We start from the raw sequence: 18,921 nt of genomic DNA on the forward strand, positions 1-18,921 counted from the left end.
GCAGGAGTCGGTCAGTCGGGCAGCGCCGCGCTGGCGCGTTCCGCATCGGCGCCGGCGTTGGCGAGCCGACCGCGCTCGTGCCCTCCGTACCAGTCGAGGATCAACAGCGTCGCGTCGTCGGCCAGGGTGGGTCCGGCCACCTCGAGCACGGCGTCGGCCAACGCCCGGACGGCCTCGCGCGGGTGCAGGTCACGCAGCGTCGGCAACACCGCCGGAAGGTCCAGGCCGGCGGCGTTGCGTTCCAACATGCCGTCGGTGACCACGACCAGGCGATCGCCGGGCTGCAGCGTGACCTCCTCGTGCTGGTACTCGGCATCGGCGAACATGCCCAGCGGGAGGTTCCCCGGCAGCCGTACCGGCTGCGTCTTCCCGCCGCGCACCAGTAGCGGCGGCACGTGCCCGGCGTTGAGCAGCGCGCAGACCCCGGTGCGGAGGTCGAGGCGACCCAGGACCGCGGTGACGTAGCTGCCGCGCACCACGGCGTGTTCGGCCACCGCGGCGTTCGCGACGTCGGCCTGCTCGACCAGGCCGGCGGGGAGGCGGCGGGTGTTGCGCAGGCTCCCGACTCCCAGGGTGGCAGTCAGCGCGCTGGACACGCCGTGACCCATCGCGTCGGTGACGCTGAAGTGCAGGACGTCGCGGCCCAGGCTGTAGTCGAAGGTGTCGCCGCCGATGCTGGCAGCCGGCTCCAGCCACCCGGAGAGCGTGAACGCGCTCGCCTCACAGGTGAACGACCCCGGCAGCAGGCGACGTTGGATCTCCGCGGACAGCGTGAACGGGGTGGTGCGTTGACCCCACTCGAACAGGTCGGTGTGTCTCCGGTTGGCGATCACCACGAAGGCCAACGCGTGCGCCGTGCGGGCGATCTCCCCCAGCGCCTGCGCGGTCGGCTCGGTGGGTAGCGTCATCTCCAGCAGACCGATCGCCTCACCACGGTCGGTGACCGGCGCCAACACCGTCCAGCCGTGGGCCTGCTTGGTCACCTGCACCGTCTGGGTCCGCAACGCCTGCTCTGCGGGACCCTGATCGAACGGCTGCACGGTGGCGACCTCGTCACCGTGGCGGCGGGTGCCACCCGCATCGTCGAACGGCACGTGCGCCAACCGCACCAATGCCCGACCACTGAGATCGACGATCAGGAACGAGACGTCCGACGCGCCGAGCGCGGCACCGACCTCACGGGTGACCGCCTCGACCGCCTCGACCGGTGAGGCGTCCTCCGCCGCGTCCAACAGGCCGGCCAGCACACGCCCTTGACTGCTTTCCACCCCCGGGTCTATGGAACCACCCCGCCGACCAGCACCACGCGCGAAGGCGGGCACCGGGCGACGCCTCACAGGGTGATGACCACCTTGCCGCGCGCGTGTTCGTCGGCGAGGTAGCGGAACGCCTCGGCGGTCCGTCCGAGTGGAAAGGTGCGGTCGACGACCGGCGTGAGGCGGCCCGCGTCGACGAGCTGGGTGAGCGCCAGCAGGTCACTCTTGCGGCCGATCGACGAGAGTGGTCGCACCGGACGCTGCCGCATGAAGGGCGCGGTCAGCATCGTGATGAGGTTGCGTTCGAACCCACCCAGCAGCCGGCCACCCTTCTCCACGCCGACCAGGACGAGCGTTCCGGTCGGGGCGAGGAGCTGACGGAGCCGGTTCACCGGGCGGTCACCGATCAGGTCGATGATGACGTCGAAGCGGTGGGGGCTCCGGGTCACGTCCTCGCGGGTGTAGTCGACGACGTGCTCGGCGCCGAGCGACCGGATCAGGTCGACCTTGGTGGAGCTGCCGACGCCGGTCACCTCGGCGCCGTACGCCCTGGCTATCTGGACGGCGAAGGTGCCGACCCCGCCGGCGGCGCCGATGACGAGGACCCGCTGTCCGGGGCGGGGGCGGGTCCGGCCGTCGAGGGCCTGGAGGGCGGTCATGCCGGAGACCGGCATGGCGGCGGCCTGCGCGAACGTGAGCGCCGCCGGCTTCGGTACGAGGTTCTTCGCCGGGATCGAGGCGAATTCGGCATAGAGGCCGGTGCCCCAACCGAGCACCTCGTCACCGGGTGCGAACTCGGTGACGGCGCTGCCGACGGAAAGCACCTCACCGGCGCCCTCGGTCCCCGCGATGCGGTGCCTCGGGGCACGGGGTCCGACGATGCGGACCGCGTACGGCCGTCCCGCGAGCAGGATCCGGTCTCCCCGGTGGATGCCGGCGGCCCGGACCCGTATCAGGACGTGGCCCTTCCTGGGTTCGGGCCGCGCGACCTCACGCAGCGTCAGCGTGTCCGGTGTGCCGTAGCGGTCCTGGGTGATGGCCGTCATCGTGTCCGCCGCCGAGCCGGTCATTCGACGGTTCGCAGGATCTGCTCGATGGAGGCGGTGCGGGTCCGCAGCTCGGCGACGTCGGCGGCCACCCGCTGCTGAGCGTCCAGCGTGTTCTCGGCCAGTTTCTCGTAGCGGCCCACGAGCTGCCGTAGCTCCTCGTCACGCTGGGCGTCGATCCGGTTCTTGCGGAACTCCAGGACGGTGGCGGCGGTACCGCCGAGGATCAGGAAGGCGAACAGCAGCAGACCGAGTACGAGGACCGTCTCGGGCCAGGTCTGTGTCATGGGGAGCGCTCCTTCGGTGCCGGACCCGTCGCGGGTTCGGAGCTGGTGAGGGTCTGTGCGGCGGCGACGAGGGCCGACGCGGTCAGGTGCAGGTCGAACTCGGCGACCTCGTAGTACTTCATGGCCTTGCCGTCGTCGGACAGCTCGAGGCTGCCGATGATCAGGCCGGCGGCTTCCAGTCGTTGCAGGTGCATGTGCAGCAGGGGTCGGCTCACGCCGATCTCGCGGGCCAGGTGGCTCACGTAGTCGCGGCCACCGGCGAGCTTCGCCATGATCCGCAGCCGGAGCGGATTGGCCAGTGCGGCCAGCATCTCGACCAGCTCGTCGCCGGTCGGCTGGGCCACTGTCATCATCCGCCTCCATGTGTAAGAGAAACCTTACATGTGAAAAGCTAGCAGGGCGGGTGGGGCTTGACAAGCCTGGGACCTGTCAAGCCTGTGGATCCGGCAACCCGCGGTCGTCACCACGCAGAGGACACCTGGGGGTAGCTCGCGCGGGGGACGGGCCCCGCGCCACCGTCCCGCCCGGCACGGGCCGGTCGGCGGCGACGTCAGGCCGGCTGTGGATCGACGCCGGTGCGCCCCCGTCGGCTGGCGAGCATCTCGATCGCCGCGAACACGATCCCGAGGCCGGCCAGCAGCACCAGGTTCCACAGCACCGACAGCGGCGCGGTCAGGGGCGCGAGCACGGTGAGCAGCACCGCACCGCCGATCCTGGAGCCGCTGACCCGCCTCCACACCCGCCACCAGAACGCCTGGTTCGCCGCGATGTAGGCGACCGCACCGAGGTAGAGCGCGTAGTGACCCAGAGCGTGCGTGTGGGCGCCCAGGGGGCTGCCGTGCAGGATCAGGGTCTCGCGCAGGCCGAACGCGAACAGGATCAACCCGGCGACCATCGGCAGGTGCAGGTACGTGTAGGCGTCCCGGGCCAGGTGGACCCGCTCCTCGCCCCGGGCGGCCTGCAGGGCGTCGTGCGCGAGCCCGGCGTCGGTGTGGAAGTAGGACCACCAGATGGTGCAGATGGCGATCGAGGCGGCGACCAGGAGCAGGACCAGCAGCAGCGACGTCGCTTCCTGCGCGCCGGAGAACCCGAGGGCGATGATGGTCTCACCGAACGCGATCAGCATGATCAACGCGTAGCGGTCGGTCCAGTGCCGCACGGTGCGGATCCGCCACCTGCGCAGCCCGCTCCGGTAGCTCCCGAGGATCTCGGTCACCACCGCGACCAGCCACATCATCGTGATGATCAGGTCGATCGGTGGCGCGTCGCCGAAGGTCACCTCCACCACGATGCTGCCGGTCAGCAGCGCCAGCGCCACCGCACTGGGCCACGCCGACTGCCGGACCACGGCCGGCAGGTCCGGTTGGTCCCGCGCGGCATACCAGACCAACGCGGCCTGGACGATCCAACCGGTGAGGTACGCGGCCACCACGACGCTGGCACCGGGGAGTCCACCGGGAGTCGACTCGAAGGTGTGTGGCAGCGCGATGCCCAGAATCAGCGTCAACGCCATGACGCCGATCATCGCCAGACGCACCGGGACGGTCTCGTGCCGGATCGCGTTGGTCACCCAGGAGAAGCTCGCCCACGCCCACCACAGCAGTGCCAGCAGGATCAGCCCCTGCACCACCCCGAAGACCGAGTTCTCCCGCACCATGAGGACAGTGACCTGGATGAACGCGAACACGAAGACGAGGTCGACGAGGAGTTCCTTCGGGGTGGCTCCCGGGATCTTGGCGACTTCGGGGTCGACCCGCGCGTGCAGTTGCCGGTGGCGTCGCCGGAACACGGTGCGGTCGGCGACGACCATCGCCGTGACCCCGAGCAGGAGCAACGCGAGCGCACCCAGAGGTGGGGTACGGGCCGCCAGTGGCAACAGCGCCAGCAACGTTACGCTGCCCACCACCGGGCTGCGCCCGAGCATGCCGAGGGCGCGACGCTGAAAGGCGATCAGTCCGCCGAGATAGACGATGACGCCCCCGAACAACAGAACGGCGCTCGCGGCGTGCCAGGGATGGTCGGCGGTGCCGGTGGCGGAGGAGACGGCGTGCTTCAGGCCGAGCGCGAGCACGATGAGTCCGCAGATCATCGGCAGGTGCAGGCCGCTGTAGGCGTCCCGGGCGATCCGGGACTGCTCGGCGCGGGGGAGAGCCTGCATCGCGTGTTCCGCGACGACCTTCGCGACGTCGAAGTAGGTCCACCAGAGCACGGAGATCACGGCGATGCTGAGTGCGGCTCCGGCCAGAAGCTGCCAGGTGACGGGCTCGTCGCCGCCCAGACCCTGGCTGACCCCGACCGAGATGACCGTCTCGCCGAGTGCGACGAGGATGATCAGGCCGTGCCGCTCGGCGAGGTGTCTGCTGGACACCACCTGCGCATTGCCGCTGCTGACCACCCGCAGCGCACTGAAGTTGATCACGATGACCAGGGCGAACAACACGGTCCGCAGGTGCCGGTCGTCGATCGGCAGGTCGAGCCGGGGCGGCAGCCAGATCGCGCAGGCCAGGATCACCCCGGCCGGCAGGTAGGTCAGCCAGGACGCGATCACCGGACGTCGCCCGGCCGGGCCCTGCGACCAGTGCAGATAACTGAGCACCGCCAGCACGGAATAGATGATCAACAGGTAGCCGGACGCGACGAGCAGCGGTTCGAAGACGCCGCCGGACTCGGCGGTGAAGGTGCCCGGAATGGCGACGCCCATGATCAGCAGCGTCGTGGCGATGCCGAAGACGACCAGGGGCAACAGGCCCTTGTCCAGGTACACGACGTTGCCGAGCCAGGCGCAGGAGTTCCAGCAGTGCCACAGCATCAGCACCACGATGGTGCCCTCGGCGACCCCCAACCATTCGAGGTGGCTGGCCATCAGGTTGGTGACCCGCAGGAACGCGAACACGAAGAACAGGTCGATGAAGAGTTCCATCCAGCTCACCTCGCCGGTGGACCCCTCGGTGCGAAGGACGAGGAACCGACGCCGGAGCGCGGCCGGTGTCGAGCCCCCGTCCCTCATGCCCCTACTGTGCCGATCGGGCCGGGGCGCGGCGGCCACAACGGGGAATTCACGCGCCGCCGACGGCACCGTCCGAGCGCTGGCCACCGCCGCTCGACCCGCGGTGCCGGAGCCGGGACGGCAGGTGGGCGGATCAGCCGGTCGGCAGGCACACCTTCCCGGTGAAGGCGGGGTCGGGTTGCTGGAAGCGGGACCAGGCGGGATTCGCGGCGATCGGCAGCGGAGGCGCCTGCCAGGCCGCACCGAGACGCTGCAGCAGGGGGTACTCGTCGCGTTCGTGCCGGATCGGTTCGCCGGAGAGGAAGGCGAGCAGCCGGTCAGCGACCAGGCTTCGGTTGAGGAGGCCACCGTGCACGCCCGGCATCTCGAAGACGGGGATGCGGCTGTACTCGCCCGGTGGTGCCTCGGCGGCGGTGGTGGTGGGGATGAAGGCCACCATCCGGATCCCGGGTACGGGGCACATGAGTTGGTTGCGATAGAACGGCGCGTCGTCGACCAGGGACCGGATGAACGGTTCGTCGGGACCGGTGTGCGGGCCACCGACCAGACGCATCGCGCCGAACGCCAGCCGCAGTTGCCACCCGGTGACCACGCCGAAGCCCCGGTTCTCGTGGGGCGGGGGATAGTAGGCGCGTCCCGCGTTGATCAGGGGGCTGAACATGGCCAGGGTGTCGACGGCGGGATGCGCCCCCTGCTGCAGGTAGCTGCGGGCGACCATGGCGCCCTCGCTCTCGCCGATGAGGGCGATCGGTCGTCCGGTGCGCTGGTGCAGCCGTCGCACCTGCTCGTCGAGCAGTCGGACACTGTCGGCCACCGAGATCGCGGTGTCGCGCGATCCGTAGGGCAGGGGAGCGCCGTGCGAGCTCAGCCCCCGGTAGGAGAAGCGTTCGACCCGCTCGTCGGGAGGCTGCTCGCCCCCGTAGGACGAGCCGTAACCGGCCAGGACGATGACCGCCTGCGGCACGTCGGGTGGCAGCGGGTGGTCCAGGACCACCGCCTCGGCCCGCAGGTCCTTGCCCGGTACGGCGTCGACCAGCACCGGGATGAGCATCGGCACCGCGAGGGCCAGCACCACCGCGACGGGGGTCGCCGGCACCCACGCCCACCGCGTCGACGGATTGATCAGCGCGGTACGGATGATCCGGTTCCACAACAGCCCGTTGACCACCCCTGCCACGGTGGCCACCGGCACCGTCCACCATCCCGGCAGACTCCAACACAACGCGCCGGCCATGGTCAGCACCACGAAGTTCAGCAGTGACCAGCCCACCAGCGAGATCGACGGCAGCCCCCGCCACCACGGCGCCAGCACCGCAGCCCGTTGCAGGAACGGCGCCAGCAGGAACATCGGCACCACCGAGGCCAGCAACACCCAGGACAGCGCCACCACCGACGCGGCCACCGAGATCAGCGCCCACGGCGCGACGAAGACCGCCACCAGCGCGGCGAGCCCGAGATTGCGTCGCAGCAGCCACCGCACCGGCGGTCGTGGCACCTCGCCCGGCCACGCCAACACCACCAGCAGCGTGTGGAACAGACCCCGAGCCACCACCAGCATGCCGAGCCAGAGCGCGAACGAGGGCCAGGAGTCGTGGTAGACGTACAGCCATCGCAGGTCGTGGTAGGTGTCGTACGGCCACACCGCCGCTGTCTGCGGCGCCAGACCCTGCGCCGCGACGAATCCCAGTGAGACCACGACGGCGGCCTCGATGGTCGGGGACACCGAGGTGAGCAGCAGCAGCGCAGCCAGTCTGCGGTCCGCCGCCAGCACCCCGCCTCCTCACCGTCGCCCCGTCCTGCACCGACGGGGTGGATCGCCGTCGCCGCCGGTGCCGAGGTCTTCATGATGCGCTGGCTGGTCGTCGCGAGCGGCGCAAACGGCGTAGCCGGGCCGTCTGTCCGTGGCCCACCAGATCGACGTGCTCACCGTGCTGCGCCGCTGTTCGTACCCGCCGACACGCGAGACCCGGCCGCCGGCTGACCTCCGCCACCCGCCTCTGCGTCGGACGCGCGGCCGGGCCGGGCCGCGTCGCACGCTCAGTTCGCCGCGTCGCCGAGGGCGACGCAGACGTTCTCCTGCCGGCCGACGGCGAGTGCCAGTCCACGGGTGCCGGTCGCGTCGATCGAGATGACGTGCAGGCCGTCGAGGATGTAGTAGCCACGCGGGTGGAGATCGCCCGGCCGGAACCCGAACCCGGCCGGCCCTACGATGGTGTAACGCAGCCAGCCGCCGTCCGGCCGGTACTCCAGCAGCCCGGAGCCGCCCGCGTCCCGGCGTACGGCCTGCCCGGTGTCGGTGTTGACGAAGTCCACGGTCAGCGGTCCCGCGAACTCCTCATGTTTGACGGTGCCGTCGGGATACCGGGCGAGCACCCGGACCCGGATGTCCTGCGAGACGACGCGGACGCCGAGCGGGAACGAGCAGTAACGGCCGGCCGGGCCGGTCCATTCCTGCTGGACGTAGGGGCGCCAGGGCTCGGGGTGGGGGCCGCGTCCGGCCTGACGATCCGATGCCGTCGACGGTGTGCCGGTGCCCCGAGCGGCCACCGGGCCGGCGGGAGCGAGCAGCAGGGCCGTGGCCGTGAGGGCGGCGAGCACTGTCCTTGCCAGGTGCATGTCATCCACCTAACCAGTTCTCAAGTATTAACCGGTGTTGATGAGATTACTGGTTAGGTGGGCGGAGTCAAGGCACACTGTCGGGATGCACTGGGTGAACGTCGAGGGCTATCCGATGCCCATCCCGATCGGCGGGCATCCCGCCCTCGAACTCTGCAACACCTGGGCCGGCTGGAGCGCCCCACCCAGCCCGGAACGCGAATGGCTGCGCGACTTCGACCGCCTCGCGGTATGGACCGGGCACGTCAGGCTCCTCACCCCGACCAGCGTCGCCCGACTCCGCGAGCAGGGCCGCCGCGACCCCACCGCCGCCCACGAGGTGCTCGCGGCGACTCGCCAGCTGCGTACCGCACTGCACGACATCCTGCTCGACCCGCACGACACCGACGCGTTCCGGCACGTCGCCGAAGAGGCACAACGCGCCGCCGCCGCCGCGACCCTGGAGACCGACCGCACCGGGCTCGCCCACTGGTCACTCCCCGACGACCTCGGCCTGCGACTCCCGCTCCTGGCCGGTGCCCGCGCCGCCGCCGACCTGCTCACCACCCCCGCCCGCACCGAGGTACGCGCCTGCCCCGCCGACGACTGCGGATGGCTCTTCCTCGACCCCCGGGGCCGACGCCGCTGGTGCAGCATGGCCACCTGCGGCAACCGCGCCAAGGTCCGGGCCTGGGCCGCCCGCCGACAACCGCTCTGATCCCCGCCCTGACGAGCCCGACGGTGAAGAGGCCGGCACGTGTCCACGCCGTCGACAGCGTGAGCACGTGCCGCCGAATCACATCCCGGCCCACCAACAGCCTCCGGACGGGCTGCACCGGTGTGACGGTCCTGCCGCGACCGTGGTCGGTCGATCAGGCTTGCCGCAGTCCGTTCCGAGGTGGGACGGATAGGTCTGACGGTAGCGGTGTGCCTCAGTCGCCCGGCATGCCCCGGTCGCGGGGCGGGATCCGATCCTCGTAGGCCCCGGGCGGCCCGGAGTGACGTCTGCCGTCGAGGTACGGCAGGCCGTTGGCGGTGCAGCCGTGCAACCCCAGTGTCTGCTGCTGCATCACCGGAGCCGGTCTGCCACGTCCCGGGCACAGTTCGTGGCCCATGCCGAGGCGGTGACCGACCTCGTGGTTGACCACGTACTGGCGGTAGCGGTCGATGTTCTTGCCGAAGCCGGGTGCTCCTTTGACCCACCGGGCGACGTTGAGGACGACCCGATCACCGTTGCGGCAGGAGGTGTAGCCGTCCGGCGTGTCCTGGCACAGCACGTCCCGGGTGACCGGGGTGGCCAGGTAGACGGTGAAGTCGGGCCGGCGGCCGGGGCCGACCCGGTGCAGTTGCCACCGTCCGCCGGCGGTCCAGCCCTGCGGGTGGGCGAGGGCCGCGGTGACCTGGTCGGCGAACTCGGCAAGCGGAATGCCCTGGATGCCGCGTTCCATCGCGACCTGGTAGCGCAGCAACTGCCCGGCGCCCCGCCGCCCCGAGCCTGGCTCGCCGGGCGCGATGTCCCACGTGTTGTCGCCCGTCGCCGGATAGCTGACCGGCGGCGGAGGCGGTTGCGCGAGGGGATCGGCGGTCACCGCCGGTGCGGCGGTCACCGCAGGCCCGGGGGGTGCGGCGGCCCGCGCGTCCGCGTCGGCGGTCGGGGCGCATCCGGCCAGCAGCACGGCGATCAGCGGTGCGACCAACGGCGGAAACGCATCCCGGGCGGTCCGCACCCCGGTGTCGAACGAGCTCATGGTCCTCCGTCCATGGGGCCTGCCGCTGGTCGTGGCAGGTGGGAGAAGGACGGCCGACGATTCCGGAAAGTTGATCCGTTGGCGGCTCAACCTTTTCGCGGTCCCGCCCGTCAGAGACGTCGTGAGGCAGCATGGCCAGGGGTGACGCGGAGTTCGTCGAGTTCGTCCGGGCGGCATCGGGACGGCTGGCACACGCCGCGTACCTGATGACCGGCGACCATCACCAGGCCGAGGACGCCGCGCAGGCCGCTCTGGTCCGGACGTACGCCTCCTGGTCGAGAGTCAGACGCGACGACCCCTACGCCTACACCCGACGGGTGATGACCAACTACATCGTGGACGGTTGGCGGCGTCCGATCCGGGAGCATCCCACCGACGAGGTGCCGCACCGGCATCGGGATGACGTCGCGGACGAGGTCGCCGCCAGACGGACGTTGCAGCACGCTCTCGGCACGCTCACTGCTCGTGAACGGGCGATCGTGGTGTTGCGCTACTTCTTCGACCTGCCGGAACTGCAGGTGGCCCGCGAGCTGGAGGTCTCGGTGGGCACGGTGAAGAGCACGAGTTCCCGTGCGCTGGAGAAGCTGCGTCAGACCCTTGTCGAGTTTCCGGACACGCGGGGAGGGGATCGATGACCGAGGCAGACCGTCTCCGTGCGGCGATGCAGGCGACGGAACACGCCGAGTGGGGCCGGTTCGACGTCGAGGCCATCATGCGCGACGGCCGTCGGCTGCGCCGTCGCCGCTGGGCGGTCCAGGGTGGCACCATCGTGCTCGCGATCGTGCTGGTCGTCGGCGTCGCGGTCGCGTGGGACCGACCTCGCCCCCCGGAACCGGCCGCGCCACCGCACCCGGCACCCACCGCGACCGCCACCGCATCGACTGAGCAGACACCCACCGGCGTCGCGACACCCCCACCGGTGATCGGCGACGTCGTGCGGACCGGCATCTGGTATGGCGACGAGGAGCGGGTGTTCTACGTCGTCCCGGTCAGCGTGCCCCGCGCGCCCGGGGTGACGATCGGGTTGGCCGCCGGCCGGCGTGCCCCCACCCAGCAATTGACCTTGGACTTCCTGGTCAACGACGTCGAGGGTGCCGACCGCCGGCCCGGTTTCCACCAGATCGGGTACGAGCCGTCGGGTGAGGTGCTGCCGGACGACCCAGTGCCCACCTTCGGATACTTCGTCGGGCCCGCCGCAGGGATCGTCGGCACGGTCGGCGGCCAGACGGTCACGGCGCGGTTGGCTCGTTGGAGTGCGGACACCGATGTGGTGATCTTCTGGTTCCCTCCGCAGGCACTCCGGCCGGGGCAGCGCTTGGACGGCATCCGCGCCTGGGATGCGCGGAACCGGGAGCTCTGAGCACGTTCACGCCGACGCCCTCATCTGTCCGCTTGCGTTGTAGTGTCGACCAAATGGTCCGTAGCGGAGTCGAGGGTGGGTGCGCCGGTGACTGAGGGGCGGCAGACGCGCAACGCGGAGCGCACTCGGCGTGCCGTGCTCGATGCGGCCACCCCGATGATCCTGGAGAGAGGCGACGGCATCACCCTGGCCCAGGTCGCCACCGCCGCCGGGGTGTCGAAGAGCGGCTTGATCCACCACTTCGGCAGCCGGGAGCAGCTCGTGATGGCCGTGGTGGAGGATGCGTACGAACGCTTCCAGGAGGCGGTCCTCAGCCATCTCGACCTGTCGGAGAACTACCCCGGCAAGATGCTCCGCGCCTACGTTCGCGCCCTCTGCGCGGGAAGCACCGACGTCGTGGCGGCGCGCGACGTCGCGTCGGTGCCGATCTGGAACGGCCTGTACGCGGTCCCCGGGATTGCCGCTGTGGTGCGGGAGCGCAGTGAGTGGTGGAGCGAGCAGCTCGCCGCCGACGGGCTGAGTGCCGAGCGCGTCCAGCTCGTGCGCCGCGCCGCCGAGGGGGTCGCCATCGCGGTCCTGCACGGGGAGGAGGACGAGGCGAGCATCGCGACCGCGCGCCGGCTCCTGCTCGACCTCGCTACGGACGGCACCTTCCCCGCGCCCATCTGACCTCTCCCGCGGCCTTTGGGGCCTGCTGTGCCGTTCGGCGCAGCAGGCCCTTTTGCGTGCGGGGGTCCTGGTAGGGCCCGTCCGAAGGAGCGTGGCCGCACGCTCGTCCGCCACAACAAACCATCTGTGTTGTCTAACCGACCATCTGGACGGTAGCTTGGCGACGTCGCCGCCCCGCCGACTGCCGACAGGAGTCTCGATGAATGACGCCCCTCCCAAGGCCACCGCCAGAACCTGGATCGGTCTCGCCGTCCTCGTCCTGCCCCTGCTGCTGATCACGATCGACGGCACCGTCCTGATCCTGGGCCTACCGGCGATCTCCGCCGAGCTGAGCCCCACCGGCATCGAGCAGCTGTGGATGATCGACATCTACTCGCTCGTTCTCGCCGGCCTGCTCGTGGCGATGAGCACCGTGGGCGACCGCTTCGGTCGACGACGTAACCTGCTCATCGGCGCAGTCGTCTTCGCGATCGCCTCCGTGGCCGGCGCGCTGGCCACCTCGCCGTGGATGCTGATCGGCGCCCGGGCCCTCCTGGGCATCGGCGGAGCGATCATGATGCCCTCGACGCTGTCCCTGGTGCGCAACATGTTCCTCGACCGGCAGCAGCGCCGCTACGCGATGGCCGTGTGGGGCGCGATGGCGTCGGTGGGCGCGGCGGTCGGGCCGATCCTCGGTGGCTGGGTCATCGAGGCATTCAGCTGGCAGGCCGCGTTCCTGATGAACATCCCCGTGATGCTGCTTCTCGTGATCGTCGGTCCGCTGCTGCTGCCCGAGAGCCGCAACCCCGAGCTGCACCGGATCGACCTGCTCAGTGTCGTGCTCTCCCTGGTGGGCATGATCGGTGTGGTCTACGCCCTCAAGACCCTGGCCGGTGGCAAGGACACCGGTCTCGCGGTGGCGGCCCTCGTCGTCGGCCTGATCGCAGTCGCCCACTTCGTCCGCAGGCAACTCACCCTGCCGACGCCGCTCATGGAGGTCCGGCTGTTCACGGTGCGGCACTTCCGGGGCGCCGTGATCGGAGACCTGCTGTCGATCTTCGCGATGGTCGGCGCGCTGGTCGCCCTCATCCAGCACCTCCAACTCGTGCTCGGCCTCAACCCGCTCCAGGCCTCCGTCTGGCTCATACCTCAGGCGGTTCTCGCCGGCACCGCCGGATTCGTCGCGGCGACCCTGGTCAAGCGCGTCCTGCCCGCGTACGTCATCGCGGCCGGCCTCCTGGTCGCCGCCGCAGGCTTCGGGTTGACCACGTTCCTGGCGCCGACGTCGAGCCCGGCCCTGGTCGCGACCGCCCTCGCGCTGGTCTCGCTCGGCGCGGGCATCGGCCTGACCCTGAGCAACGACATCATCATGAGCTCCGTCAAGCCCGAACGAGCCGGTCAGGCCGCCGCGACCTCGGAGACCGCCTACGAGATCGGCACGACGCTGGGCACCGCCGTCCTGGGCGGGATGCTCGTCGCCTGGTACACCAGGGCCTTCACCGCCGGAACCGAGACGCTGCACCTGCCGGAGTCCCTGGCCGAACGGGCATCCTCGACGATGGCCGAGGCCCTGCTGGTCGCCGACGAGGTCGACAGCGGCACCGGAGCCTCGATCCTCGGTGTCGCGACGACCGCGTTCACCGACGCGATCACCGTCACCGGCGCGATCGGCGCAGGGATCATGGTCCTCGCCGCGATCTGGTCCCTCGTCACACTTCGAGGTGCGGCCGCCAACGCGGACCTCGCCGCGGAGCACGAGCACTGACCCGTGCCGCCCACCACCAACTCATCGATGTACGTCGACACTCGGCGGGCTGACTGCCACACTGGATGCGCCTCTGACCACGGTCGGCGTACCCACCACCTCACCTGGTCCCCGAACCGTCCGGCAGCCCCGCCGGACGTGCCCGCTCCCCGGCGGGCATCGCATCCTCCCCGTGAAGGAGCGCCATGAAACGGTCCCTCCGGGCCGCCCTGGCGGTGGTCGTCCTCGCCGCCCCGCTGGCCCTGACCGCCCCCGCGCAGGCGGCCACCACCCTCACCATGCGCGGCGCCGACGTCTCGTCCCTGCAACGCAGCCTCGACCTCGGGGCGCGCTACTACAACGCCTCCGGCGCCCAGGCCGACCCCTACGACATCCTCGCCGCCAAAGGCGTCAACTACCTGCGGCTACGCGTCTGGAACAACCCGATCAGCGGCTACAACAACAAGGCGAAGGTGCTCCAGCAGGCCAGGACGATCAAGGCGAAGGGCTTCAAACTCCTGATCGACTTTCACTACTCGGACACCTGGGCCGACCCGGGCAAGCAGTATCCGCCCGCGGCCTGGGCCACCCACTCCCTGAGCCAGTTGCAGAACGATGTCTATACCTACACCCACGACGTGTGCAGCGCCCTGAAGGCACAGGGCACCACCCCGGACGCGGTGCAGATCGGCAACGAGATCAACGTGGGCATGCTGTGGCCGACCGGTCGGGTCGTCAACGACGACTTCGCCCCGCTGGCCAGCCTGCTCAAGCAGGGCCACCGCGCCACCAAGGCGTGCAACGGCGGCACCCAGGTATGGATCCACACCGCCAACGCCGACAGCCTCGCCAACGCCCGCTGGTTCTACGACGGCATCCGGTCCCAGGGCGTCACCTGGGACGTCGCCGCACTGTCCTACTACTGCATGTGGCACGGTTCGCTGGCGAACCTGTACAACGTGATCGCCGACGTGAAGTCCCGCTACGGCAAGCCGGTGGTGCTCGCCGAGACCGCGTACCAGTTCACCACGGCGAACGCCGACCACCAGGGGAACGCGATCCCCGGCACCGTGCTGTGCGACAACATCCCGGCCACCTGGGCCGGGCAGGCACAACAGTTCAGCTGGGTCCAGAACACCGTGCGCAACGCCGGCGGCGTCGGCGTCTTCTACTGGGAGCCGACCTGGTACGCGATCCGGGGCAACGGCTGGGACCCGGCGGACATCAACGGCAGCGGCAACGGCTGGGACAACATGGCCGTCTTCGACTGGAGCGGACGCGTCAACCCGCACGTGGTCTGGACCCCGTGACCCGCCACCCCTGGTCCGGCGGTTGAGCCGACCGCCTCGATCTGGCCGCCGGGGAGGTCGGCGACGCACAGCAGCGACTGCGGGGCGGTCACCGGTGGCCGGGACCGCTTCGCGGTCGTACCGCGTAGAGGCCGCGCCACGGTGCACCGCCGCTCCACACAGCAAAGGCACCGACCAGCGTCAGGGCGTACACACTGCTGGTCGGTCCGGTCAGGAACCAGGCGATCCCCGCCAGTACGGCCAGCGCCACCACGACCCCGAGGTGCCGTGCCGCCGATTCGGGATGGCCGAAAGCACCCGGCATGACCGGGTCGAGCTGATAGTTGCCGGGCGGGCGACCCCGGGCGGTGCTCGCCGGCCAGAGCCGCCCCACTCCGGCGACGTCGACCAGGTACATGCGCCGTAGGCCGGGGCATCGGCGAAGGTGGACCGGCAGCGGTCGGCGGGCCTGCGACACCGGGACGTGGTCGGCTCCCCACTGGTAGCCGTCCAGCCAGCGCACCAGTCGACGGTCCCAGATGACGCGCTGATACCAGATCCGGCCGCCGCTGTGCAGTTCGAGCCAGAAGGCGGTCGGTTCGGTGCCCCAGAGCAGGTGTGCGGCATGGACGCGCGCGATGCCCGGCGCAGGCCGTCGCACCGTGCCGAGGGCCCAGCGACCGAGCCGCCAGGCCCACGCATCGAGCAGCAGGAAGCCCGGTGCCAGAGCCAGGCCGGCCATGACGTTCCGGTCGCGGGACCCGAGTGCGAAGAGTTCGGGCTGCACCGGTGTCACCTGCTCCGGATGCGACGGGTCGTACCGCAGCGGGACCCGACTGCCCGCCGGCAGCCGTCCGGCGTCCAGGGGAGTCAACCGCACCAGCCGGTCGGTGCCGTCGCCGTCGCGGTAGGCCACCTCGATCCGGTCGTCGGCGCCGAGCCGGTCGGCGGTGACCGTGCCCACCGCGACTGCGCTCATGGCCGCGTCCAGATCGCGGTTCCAGGCCGCCAGCTGCCACAGCACACCGCCGGTGGACAGTGCGAGCAGCAGCCAACTCGCCACCACCCGCCAGATCGCGACGTTGGCCCGCGTCCGCTCGGCGGCCACCGGCGGTGCCACCGCCGTACCGTCGGTAGGTGCCGGCAGGAGGTCCCACTCCCGGGCGAACTGTCGCAGCCGCGCCACCGTGTCGGGATCGGCTGACGACACCCCCTGGGGCGTGACAGCGGTCGTCCTCAGCTGCACCACAAGGATCCGGCCGCCACCGCCGAGGAGGAGGACCGCGACGAGTGCTCCCCAGATCCCACCGGTCGTGTCGGGCTGATGGGCACGCCGTGCCGACGGGCCGGTGACCGAAGCCGGAACCTCGTCACCGTAGGCGGGTGGCTCCGCGAACAGCGAGGTGAGCGAGACCGCGTCGAGACGGATCGTGCCGTCGTCGGAGACGAACGGTCCCGAGCACCGCCATCCCCGGCCCCCGCCGTCCTCCTGCTCGTGGCAGTCCTCCACGACGACGACTCCCGGGACACCGACATGTTCCGCGCGAATGGAATCGACCGCCAGCCCGGCCACGAACATCCCGGCGAGGACGGGCACGATCCCGTACCCGACCAGAAAGGCCCACTCACGCAGCGACAGTTCACGTATGCGATGCCACATGCCCGCTCCCGTACGCCGTCACGTGACTCCCGGAACGAGTCGGGCCGGCGTTACCACTGTAGACACATCCACGAGCGACCCGATGTGTGCGAAGATGCGCCGACCGATTTCCACCGATGACGGGGTGCAGGCGTGCGGGTCGTACTGGCGGAGGACCTTGCCCTGCTGCGGGACGGTCTCCACCGGTTGCTGACGGCCTCCGGCTTCGACGTCGTCGCCGCCGTGAACAACGGGCCCGATCTGAGGGCGGCGCTGATCGAACAGCGGCCGGACGTCGCCGTCGTCGACGTCCGGATGCCACCGCACCACACCGACGACGGGTTGCGGGCGGCCATCGAGGCCCGTGCGGTGGTGCCTCGGCTGCCGGTGCTCGTGCTCTCGCAGTTCGTCGAGCCGCTCTACGCGCGTGAGCTGCTCGTTGACGGCGCGGGCGCGGTCGGCTATCTGCTCAAGGACCGGGTACTCGACGTCGGTCAGTTCATCGAGTCCGTCCGGCGGGTGGCCGCGGGCGGCACCGTGATGGATCCGGAGGTCATCGCCGAGCTACTCGCCGGCCGGGCACGGGGTCGGTCCCTCGAGTCGTTGAGCCCACGGGAGCGGGACGTTCTCGCGCTGATGGCCGAAGGACGGTCCAACGGTGCCATCGCCGCCCGGATGTTCGTCTCCGAGAAGGCAGTGGTCAAGCACGTCAGTAGCATCTTCACCAAACTGGGGTTGTACCTCTCGACCAGCGACAACCGACGGGTGCTCGCCGTGCTCGCCTACCTCGACAGCTGACGGAGCGGCACCCGGACCACCCGGAGCGCCGGCCCGGGGTGGTCGACGTGCGGGCCGGACCCGGAGTTACCGCTCCGCGCCGCCCACCGGGCTGCCGGGGCCCGGCGGCGTCGAGAACTCGGCATCGGCTCCGCCGGGCAGCGGATCCGCGACGACGGACGCGCCGGCGGTGGGCAGCGCGATCGTCAGCATGGTCCCACCGGTGGCCGGTCCGCCGATCTCCAGCGTGCCGTCGAACACGGCCAGACGCTGCCGTACGCCCTCCAGACCGCCCCCCGGCACGAACACCGCGCCGCCCCGGCCGTCGTCACCGACCTCCAGGAGCAGCCGGTCGTGCTCCCGGCGGCCACGCACCCATGCCCGGCGTGCCCCGCTGTGCTTCACCGTGTTGGCCAGCGCCTCGGAGATCGTGAAGTAGGCAGCCGCCTCGACCGAGTCGCTGAGCCGGCCCGCACCGTCGATGTCGACGTCGATCTGCAGGGGCATCCGGATCGCTAGGGACTCCACGGCACCGACCAGGCCCCGGTCGCTGAGCACCGGCGGACGGATGCCCTTGATCAGCGCGCGGAGCTCCGCGATCGCCTGCGCGTTGTGCGTGCGGGCCTCGGCCAGCAACGGCCGTACGGTCGGATCGTCGCCGATCAGGTTCTCCACCATGCCGAGGCTCATGCCGAGTGCGACCAGATGTGCCTGCGTGCCGTCGTGCAGGTCGCGTTCGATCCGCCGCAGTTCCTGCGCCTGGGCGTCGACGGTCTGGGTGCGGGTCGTGGTGAGCTGGTCGACGCGCTCGGCGAGCAGGGCCCGTGGGCCGGGGCGCAACATGACGGCTGTCAGTTCGCCGTACCAGCGCATGATCACCGGGGTGATCAGCCAGCAGAACCACAGATAGAAGATCCCCCACGGGATGCCGTTGGCGGCGGCACTGCGAGTGTCGTGGATCGTCGTGCCGAACGGAAAGTCGAGACTCGCACCGGCGGGCAGCGTGCTCCACACCAGCGGTAGGAGCAGACCGAGCACGCCGGCGAGGAAGGCCGCGACCGGCACCGTCAACAACGCCACCCCGGCGGTCGTGTCCACGAACAGCCAGCGGGTGTCGCGCCAGGTCGCTGGATCGCGTAACACCGTGCTGAATCGGGCCCACCACCCGGCGGAGGGCAGCGGACGGTACTGCCGCCCGACGGTGATTCCCAGCTCCCGATGCACGAGGAGGCGCCGGCTGTCGGCCATCGCCCGAGCGGCGAGGACCGCACCGGTGAACAGCGGCAGAGTGACCCACAGCGCGGCGAGCGTCAGGGTGGTCAGCACCCAGGCCAGCACCAGCACCTCGGCGAACGCCAGTCCGATCAGGACGCACGCCCAGCCCAGCAACCGCCGACGGGCAGCGAACGAATACACCGGATGAGTCGTCATGGGGTTGATTATTCGTCCGTCCCGGCGCGGGCGAAGTGGACTTGAGTCTACCTTCGAACGGGGCGTGCCCTACCCGCACGGTCGACGCCGCGTC

Annotated in this window: 17 protein-coding genes; 7 read left to right on the forward strand and 10 right to left on the reverse strand. The window is 70.6% G+C overall.

Annotated elements, in window-relative coordinates; genetic code table 11:
• Window positions 1–11: 11 nt before the first annotated feature.
• From HUT12_RS12665 to HUT12_RS12695, 7 genes are all read right to left on the reverse strand, one after another.
• A complete protein-coding gene (locus HUT12_RS12665) occupies window positions 12–1,268 on the reverse strand; it encodes a PP2C family protein-serine/threonine phosphatase (RefSeq protein WP_176093485.1) in 1,257 nt (418 codons plus the stop codon).
• Window positions 1,269–1,333: 65 nt separating this feature from the next.
• On the reverse strand, window positions 1,334–2,302 hold the full coding sequence (locus HUT12_RS12670; protein WP_131051165.1) for an NAD(P)-dependent alcohol dehydrogenase: 969 nt from the start codon (window positions 2,300–2,302) through the stop codon (window positions 1,334–1,336).
• A gap of 20 nt (window positions 2,303–2,322) precedes the next feature.
• A complete protein-coding gene (locus HUT12_RS12675) occupies window positions 2,323–2,589 on the reverse strand; it encodes a hypothetical protein (protein WP_131051166.1) in 267 nt (88 codons plus the stop codon).
• Window positions 2,586–2,939 (reverse strand): winged helix-turn-helix domain-containing protein, encoded by a 354-nt coding sequence (locus tag HUT12_RS12680; RefSeq protein WP_131051167.1) that lies wholly within the window; start codon window positions 2,937–2,939, stop codon window positions 2,586–2,588. The genes HUT12_RS12675 and HUT12_RS12680 overlap by 4 nt, the downstream gene beginning before the upstream one ends.
• Window positions 2,940–3,139: 200 nt before the next feature.
• Entirely contained in the window at window positions 3,140–5,596 is a 2,457-nt protein-coding gene (locus HUT12_RS12685; protein ID WP_176093486.1) for a low temperature requirement protein A, read from the reverse strand.
• Window positions 5,597–5,729: 133 nt separating this feature from the next.
• Window positions 5,730–7,367, reverse strand: coding sequence for a triacylglycerol lipase (locus HUT12_RS12690; protein WP_176093487.1), 1,638 nt, complete (start codon window positions 7,365–7,367; stop codon window positions 5,730–5,732).
• Window positions 7,368–7,633: 266 nt separating this feature from the next.
• On the reverse strand, window positions 7,634–8,212 hold the full coding sequence (locus HUT12_RS12695; protein ID WP_176093488.1) for a hypothetical protein: 579 nt from the start codon (window positions 8,210–8,212) through the stop codon (window positions 7,634–7,636).
• 85 nt (window positions 8,213–8,297) lie between these two features.
• Between HUT12_RS12695 and HUT12_RS12700 the strand changes: the two genes are divergently transcribed.
• The gene (locus HUT12_RS12700; RefSeq protein WP_176093489.1) at window positions 8,298–8,909 is read left to right on the forward strand and encodes a CGNR zinc finger domain-containing protein; all 612 of its coding nucleotides are present in this window, start codon (window positions 8,298–8,300) and stop codon (window positions 8,907–8,909) included.
• Window positions 8,910–9,123: 214 nt separating this feature from the next.
• Here the strand turns inward: HUT12_RS12700 and HUT12_RS12705 are convergent, their stop codons facing one another.
• The gene (locus tag HUT12_RS12705; RefSeq protein ID WP_176093490.1) at window positions 9,124–9,939 is read right to left on the reverse strand and encodes a DUF3152 domain-containing protein; all 816 of its coding nucleotides are present in this window, start codon (window positions 9,937–9,939) and stop codon (window positions 9,124–9,126) included.
• A 131-nt stretch (window positions 9,940–10,070) separates the two neighbouring features.
• Here HUT12_RS12705 and HUT12_RS12710 point away from each other — a divergent pair, with 131 nt between their 5' ends.
• From HUT12_RS12710 to HUT12_RS12730, 5 genes are all read left to right on the forward strand, one after another.
• Complete coding sequence (locus tag HUT12_RS12710) at window positions 10,071–10,574, forward strand: SigE family RNA polymerase sigma factor (protein ID WP_131051172.1); 504 nt, start codon at window positions 10,071–10,073, stop codon at window positions 10,572–10,574.
• A complete protein-coding gene (locus HUT12_RS12715; RefSeq protein ID WP_176093491.1) occupies window positions 10,571–11,299 on the forward strand; it encodes a hypothetical protein in 729 nt (242 codons plus the stop codon). The genes HUT12_RS12710 and HUT12_RS12715 overlap by 4 nt, the downstream gene beginning before the upstream one ends.
• Before the next feature lie 75 nt (window positions 11,300–11,374).
• Window positions 11,375–11,968, forward strand: a complete 594-nt coding sequence (locus HUT12_RS12720; RefSeq protein WP_176093492.1) for a TetR/AcrR family transcriptional regulator — start codon at window positions 11,375–11,377, stop codon at window positions 11,966–11,968.
• 199 nt (window positions 11,969–12,167) lie between these two features.
• Entirely contained in the window at window positions 12,168–13,712 is a 1,545-nt protein-coding gene (locus HUT12_RS12725) for an MFS transporter (protein WP_176093493.1), read from the forward strand.
• A 185-nt stretch (window positions 13,713–13,897) separates the two neighbouring features.
• Window positions 13,898–15,001, forward strand: a complete 1,104-nt coding sequence (locus HUT12_RS12730) for a glycosyl hydrolase 53 family protein (RefSeq protein ID WP_176093494.1) — start codon at window positions 13,898–13,900, stop codon at window positions 14,999–15,001.
• A gap of 88 nt (window positions 15,002–15,089) precedes the next feature.
• Here the strand turns inward: HUT12_RS12730 and HUT12_RS12735 are convergent, their stop codons facing one another.
• On the reverse strand, window positions 15,090–16,640 hold the full coding sequence (locus tag HUT12_RS12735; RefSeq protein ID WP_176093495.1) for a hypothetical protein: 1,551 nt from the start codon (window positions 16,638–16,640) through the stop codon (window positions 15,090–15,092).
• A 132-nt stretch (window positions 16,641–16,772) separates the two neighbouring features.
• Here HUT12_RS12735 and HUT12_RS12740 point away from each other — a divergent pair, with 132 nt between their 5' ends.
• A complete protein-coding gene (locus HUT12_RS12740; RefSeq protein WP_176093496.1) occupies window positions 16,773–17,417 on the forward strand; it encodes a response regulator transcription factor in 645 nt (214 codons plus the stop codon).
• A gap of 66 nt (window positions 17,418–17,483) precedes the next feature.
• Here the strand turns inward: HUT12_RS12740 and HUT12_RS12745 are convergent, their stop codons facing one another.
• Window positions 17,484–18,827, reverse strand: coding sequence for a sensor domain-containing protein (locus HUT12_RS12745; RefSeq protein WP_176093497.1), 1,344 nt, complete (start codon window positions 18,825–18,827; stop codon window positions 17,484–17,486).
• Window positions 18,828–18,921 lie beyond the last annotated feature (94 nt).

Origin of the sequence: Verrucosispora sp. NA02020 (assembly GCF_013364215.1) — a bacterium.
GTDB lineage: Bacteria > Actinomycetota > Actinomycetes > Mycobacteriales > Micromonosporaceae > Micromonospora.

Bases quoted from the DNA above. Each gene is read 5' to 3' on its own strand.
- HUT12_RS12735 (WP_176093495.1), bottom strand. From the start codon at position 16,640: ATGTGGCATCGCATACGTGAACTGTCGCTGCGTGAGTGGGCCTTTCTG.
- HUT12_RS12700 (WP_176093489.1), top strand. From the start codon at position 8,298: ATGCACTGGGTGAACGTCGAGGGCTATCCGATGCCCATCCCGATCGGC.
- HUT12_RS12685 (WP_176093486.1), bottom strand. From the start codon at position 5,596: ATGAGGGACGGGGGCTCGACACCGGCCGCGCTCCGGCGTCGGTTCCTC.
- HUT12_RS12695 (WP_176093488.1), bottom strand. From the start codon at position 8,212: ATGCACCTGGCAAGGACAGTGCTCGCCGCCCTCACGGCCACGGCCCTG.
- HUT12_RS12725 (WP_176093493.1), top strand. From the start codon at position 12,168: ATGAATGACGCCCCTCCCAAGGCCACCGCCAGAACCTGGATCGGTCTC.
- HUT12_RS12675 (WP_131051166.1), bottom strand. From the start codon at position 2,589: ATGACACAGACCTGGCCCGAGACGGTCCTCGTACTCGGTCTGCTGCTG.
- HUT12_RS12730 (WP_176093494.1), top strand. From the start codon at position 13,898: ATGAAACGGTCCCTCCGGGCCGCCCTGGCGGTGGTCGTCCTCGCCGCC.
- HUT12_RS12680 (WP_131051167.1), bottom strand. From the start codon at position 2,939: ATGACAGTGGCCCAGCCGACCGGCGACGAGCTGGTCGAGATGCTGGCC.
- HUT12_RS12745 (WP_176093497.1), bottom strand. From the start codon at position 18,827: ATGACGACTCATCCGGTGTATTCGTTCGCTGCCCGTCGGCGGTTGCTG.
- HUT12_RS12710 (WP_131051172.1), top strand. From the start codon at position 10,071: ATGGCCAGGGGTGACGCGGAGTTCGTCGAGTTCGTCCGGGCGGCATCG.
- HUT12_RS12670 (WP_131051165.1), bottom strand. From the start codon at position 2,302: ATGACGGCCATCACCCAGGACCGCTACGGCACACCGGACACGCTGACG.
- HUT12_RS12705 (WP_176093490.1), bottom strand. From the start codon at position 9,939: ATGAGCTCGTTCGACACCGGGGTGCGGACCGCCCGGGATGCGTTTCCG.
- HUT12_RS12715 (WP_176093491.1), top strand. From the start codon at position 10,571: ATGACCGAGGCAGACCGTCTCCGTGCGGCGATGCAGGCGACGGAACAC.